This is a genomic window from Pseudomonas sp. B13(2017) (assembly GCF_002113245.1).
In the GTDB taxonomy this organism is placed as follows: domain Bacteria; phylum Pseudomonadota; class Gammaproteobacteria; order Pseudomonadales; family Pseudomonadaceae; genus Aquipseudomonas; species Aquipseudomonas putida_Z.
In genome coordinates, this window is record NZ_NEJX01000053.1 from 1 (window position 1) to 896 (window position 896).

Below are 896 nucleotides of genomic sequence, written 5' to 3' on the forward strand. Positions count from 1 at the left end.
AAGCTCAGGGTCTGGCCGTTGCTCAGGGTGACAGTGAACGCCTGGCCCGCTGGGTGGCTCAGGGTGCCGGTGATGGTTGTGGTGTGGCCTTCCTGCACGGCATTGCCGGTGAGGGTCAGCGTCACTTCATCGCCGCCATTCGGCGTACCCGGGGTACCAGGGTTGCCTGGAGTACCCGGTTCGTCGGTGATCTGCAGAGTGACCGGGTCGCCTTTGACCAGGTTCTCAAAGACCTGTTTGCCAGTGCCTTGCTCAGTGATTCCGTTGATGGCGATGCTCGGAGCACTGCTGCCGACATAGACGTCATCCGCCAGGTTAGCGGTTTGCGAAGCGCTGACCTGGCCCGCAGGGATGTTGATCACCTCGCCGTTGCTCAGCGCGATGGACAGACCTCCGTGCTGACTCAGGTCGGCACCGGCAGGACCGGTCAGGGTGATGGTGTAGGTCACCGCCTGGCCTTCCACTGCCGGGTTCGGCGAAATGCTCAGCTCGGCCTTCACGGTGTCGACGGTGTCGCTCACGGTGACGGTCGTGGTGGCACTGGTGTTCAGGTTCTCGAAGTTGTGGTTGCCCGCATTTGTCACGCTGATGGTCTGAGTTTCACCGTCACGAAATACGTCATCGCTCTGCGCCACGAACGGATTGGTAGTCGCGGTAAGCGCGCCCTCGGCAAAGCTCAGGGTCTGGCCGTTGCTCAGGGTGACAGTGAACGCCTGGCCCGCTGGGTGGCTCAGGGTGCCGGTGATGGTTGTGGTGTGGCCTTCCTGCACGGCATTGCCGGTGAGGGTCAGCGTCACTTCATCGCCGCCATTCGGCGTGCCTGGGGTGCCAGGGTTGCCTGGAGTACCCGGTTCGTCGGTGATCTGCAGAGTGACCGGGTCGCCTTTGACCAGGTT

Annotated in this window: 1 protein-coding gene; it reads right to left on the bottom strand. The window is 62.7% G+C overall.

Features of this window, described 5'->3' with window-relative positions; all coding sequences use genetic code 11:
• The coding region (locus CAG44_RS28875) for an immunoglobulin-like domain-containing protein (RefSeq protein WP_158091157.1) at nt 1-896 on the bottom strand (896 nt) is incomplete at both ends.